At 31.6% G+C, this 3,545-nt stretch carries 5 protein-coding genes; all 5 read right to left on the bottom strand.

Features of this window, described 5'->3' with window-relative positions; genetic code table 11:
• Positions 1-727: DNA methyltransferase (locus tag VK071_00070; GenBank protein HLR33709.1), on the bottom strand; the 727-nt coding region annotated here is incomplete at its 3' end.
• An 11-nt stretch (positions 728-738) separates the two neighbouring features.
• Complete coding sequence (locus VK071_00075; GenBank protein ID HLR33710.1) at positions 739-1,146, bottom strand: single-stranded DNA-binding protein; 408 nt, start codon at positions 1,144-1,146, stop codon at positions 739-741.
• 1 nt (position 1,147) lies between these two features.
• Positions 1,148-1,720 carry a hypothetical protein gene (locus tag VK071_00080; GenBank protein ID HLR33711.1) on the bottom strand — a complete coding sequence of 191 codons (573 nt, stop codon included), beginning with the start codon at positions 1,718-1,720 and terminating at the stop codon, positions 1,148-1,150.
• Positions 1,721-1,794: 74 nt separating this feature from the next.
• A complete protein-coding gene (gene dnaB, locus VK071_00085; GenBank protein ID HLR33712.1) occupies positions 1,795-3,081 on the bottom strand; it encodes a replicative DNA helicase in 1,287 nt (428 codons plus the stop codon).
• A 10-nt stretch (positions 3,082-3,091) separates the two neighbouring features.
• A partial coding sequence (locus VK071_00090; protein ID HLR33713.1) for a hypothetical protein occupies positions 3,092-3,545 on the bottom strand: 454 nt, incomplete at its 5' end.

Genomic DNA, 3,545 nt, shown 5'->3' on the forward strand with positions numbered 1-3,545 from the left:
TCCTTTCTTTTGCATTTCGATAAAATTGCCTATCTATTTCAAACCCATATGCATGTCTATTCATTTCTGCTGTTGCTTTTAAGGTCGTTCCACTACCAGCTACAGGGTCTATCACTACATCACCTTCGTCAGTAAATATACTTATCAATCTTTTTAACACGGGAATAGGTTTTTGCGTCGGATGAATTTTAGGGACCGAATTGTCTTTCTCCCATTTCATCCAGTTAAATATCATCTTCCCGTTATTATTAAATTTAGGCAGTTTATCTCTATATAATACGTCTGCATGTTCTGTTGCTCCTACTATTCTCATGTTTGCTTTTAACACTTGTGAGCTATAATTTTTTATAAAGAACAATGGATAATGCCCATTAAACCCGTATTTTTTACCATAATTTATAATCATTTGCATTTGTTCAAAGGCACAGAAAACTATCATTGCTGGAGCTTGGTTTCGTTGTTTTGGCTCTTTTTTTAGTAATTTGCTACAAAAGTGCATATACTCTGCTATATTAAAATTGGTATCAGTATTAAAAAATTGTTTCCCAGCTTTATCACTTTCACCTTTTGTGTTATCACCGTCAACATACCATTCTGTACTGCTTGCATACGCGTTGTTACCTAGGTTGTAGGGAATATCTGCTATAACTAGTTGAGCCCTTGGTATGTTGTATCTTTTGTAATTTTGAAAGTGGTCATTGTATAGTTTAACTTTTGTATTCTGCAACTGTATCCCTCCTAAAATGGTATATCATCGTTGTTTATAGGTTTAAACCCATCTATACTGTCATCTTGCTCGTTATCGTCTCCCCAGTCTATGAACTCAACTCTTTCTGCTACTACTTCTGTTACATATCTTTTAACACCATTTTTATCCTCATAGGTTCTTGATTGCAATCTTCCTTGTACTGCTGTTCTTCTTCCTTTTTTTAAATATTGTGCAGATGTTTCAGCCATTCTTCCCCAAACTACTATATTTATAAAGTCTGCTGTCGGTTTACCTTGCGACTCCATTTCTTGTTTTTTATCTTTGCTTAGTTCTTTATCTATAGCTAGTGTAAAATTTGTTACTGCTGTTCCAGTCCCTTGTAAAAACTTTAGTTCTGGGTCTTTTGTTAATCTTCCAATTAATGTAACGTTATTCATATTAAATCACTCCTTTTTCTTTTCTATATTGTTTTCTATAATGACATACAGTACTTTTTCTTAGCCCTGTTATTTCACTTAATTCTGTTAAGTCTTGAATTCCCATATCTAACAATTCATATGCTTTTGCCCTTCCTGATATTTTTTCTTCTATAGGCGGCAATATTTCCCCATTCTTAAAAAATTCGGTGAAACAAGTGTTACAATAATAAGCCATAGCTGTCGAATTGTTTTTAGTGTCCCAAGTAGATACTTCTCCTATCAATCTCTCCTCTCCACATTTCGGGCATTTCTTTTCTCCGTATTTAGTATTTCTACATTTTAATTTTTCTGGTACATTGATGCCAACTTCTCTTAAATAATAGATTTGATTAAATACAGATTGCTCACTTTTATTTAAATGTTTAGCTATTTCTGTTCTTGACATTGTGGCAGAATTTCTAATTAAAAATTCCTTTTCTTTAGCTGTCCATCTTACAACTTTATTGCCTTTTCTTATGCCTTCCCTGTTAGCCTTACACGCCACCGAATGTGTACTCTTACCGATTTTTTCACCTATTTCTTTATATGACATTTTATTTATATTATCTTTTAAAAATTGTACTTCTCTTGTAGTCCAAAACTTTTTTTGCTCATATTTGTCCCTCCTTAATACCTTGTTTCTAAATCTGTAATATCAACAAATTTAGTACAGTTCGCTATCCAACCTAACCTAGCTATCCCCGTTGGCCCTTTTCTATTTTTTGCTATTATTATTTCAGCTATTCCTGGTTCATCTGTATCTGCGTTGTAATATTCGTCTCTATATATAAACTTAACTACATCTGCATCTTGTTCTATTGCCCCTGATTCTCTTAAGTCTGATAGCATTGGTCTTTTATCATTTCTAAGTTCACAAGCCCTTGATAACTGGGATAAAGCTATCACAGGTACATCAAGCTCTTTTGCCATAATCTTCAACCCTCTAGATATTGACGATATTTCTTGTTGTCTATTCTCTCTTTTATCATTTGTTGTCATAAGTTGTAGATAATCTACTATTATCAAGTCTAGTCCATACTTTCTTTTCACCCTTCTCCCTATACTTTGCATTTCTGATACAGTCCTTGCTGGGTTATCGTCTATAAATAACTTTGTTTGCAACATCAAACTAGTCATATCCGATATCCTTTCCCAGTCATGTTTGTCAAGACTTTTTTTTCTTAACTTGTCACTATCTACCATAGAAGAACTAAATATCAACCTTTGTGTTAGTTCTTCATCACTCATTTCTAAACTAAAAAACATTACTGATTTATTTTCTCTGGGGTCTTTCGTGAGTTTTTCAGCAATATTTAAGGCTAAAGCTGTTTTACCCATTGCTGGTCTAGCCGCTAAAATAATTAAATCACCTTTTTTATAACCATCTAGTAAATTATCTATTGCTTTATATCCTGTTTTAAGTCCTGCTTCCTTTTTTCCATCATGGATTTCTTGTATATTCATAACTGTATCTAGTACAACATCTTTTACTTGAGTTATTTCTCCTGTTGTCATACCTTCTTGTAGCTTAAATATCTCTTTTTCTGCTAGTTCAGCTATTTCTTTCCCTTTTTTGTCTCTATTTTTTAGTTCATCCCCTAATTTATACAGTTTTCTTTTTAGTGTTAGGTCTTTTAAATCTTCTGTATACTGCTTAAATCCTAAAATAGATGGCATTACATTTGACAACTGCATCAAGTATGTTAAATCTACTTTTTGATTCAAATTTTGGTATACTGTCATATAATCTACTTGTTTTTCTTGCTTAACTAATTGTCTAATTCCTAAAAATATTTCTTTATTGATAGGGTTAGTAAAATCATCTTTTGCAACTAATCCAGAATCTATCGCACAATCCCTATCTATTAACATACAAGCCAGCACTGCTTGTTCAACTTTTTCATTCTGTAACATTTTTGCACCTCTATTCGTAAATCTTCATATGCTTATAAGGGTTATGTTCTTCTTTATTTTGTTCTTTCTTATCAACTTTACTTTCATCAAGATAATTTTGTTTAGCTATTTCTCCATCAATAAACCTTTCTAATCCTCTTTGCAAAAACTCATCTATAGTCCATCTATATTTAAAATAATATTTATCATCATTTACAATTTCACTATAATTTTTAATTGCTGTTTTAATTTCTTCTTCTGTATAGTCTTTTAATGTAGTCTTTATTTTTCTTTTCATTTTGTCAGTTAATTTTCTGTGATTTATAATTTTTTGAGTATTCCAAAAAGCATATATACTATTAATACTTGTAATATTAATACTTGTATTATTATCTAGGAAATTATTTTCACCACCCCCCATGAAATTATTTTCACCACCCCCATGAATATATTTTCTAGGGGTAATATATATACGTCTTTCTTTT

This window comes from Tissierellales bacterium, from assembly GCA_035301805.1.
Classification (GTDB): Bacteria; Bacillota; Clostridia; order Tissierellales; family DATGTQ01; genus DATGTQ01.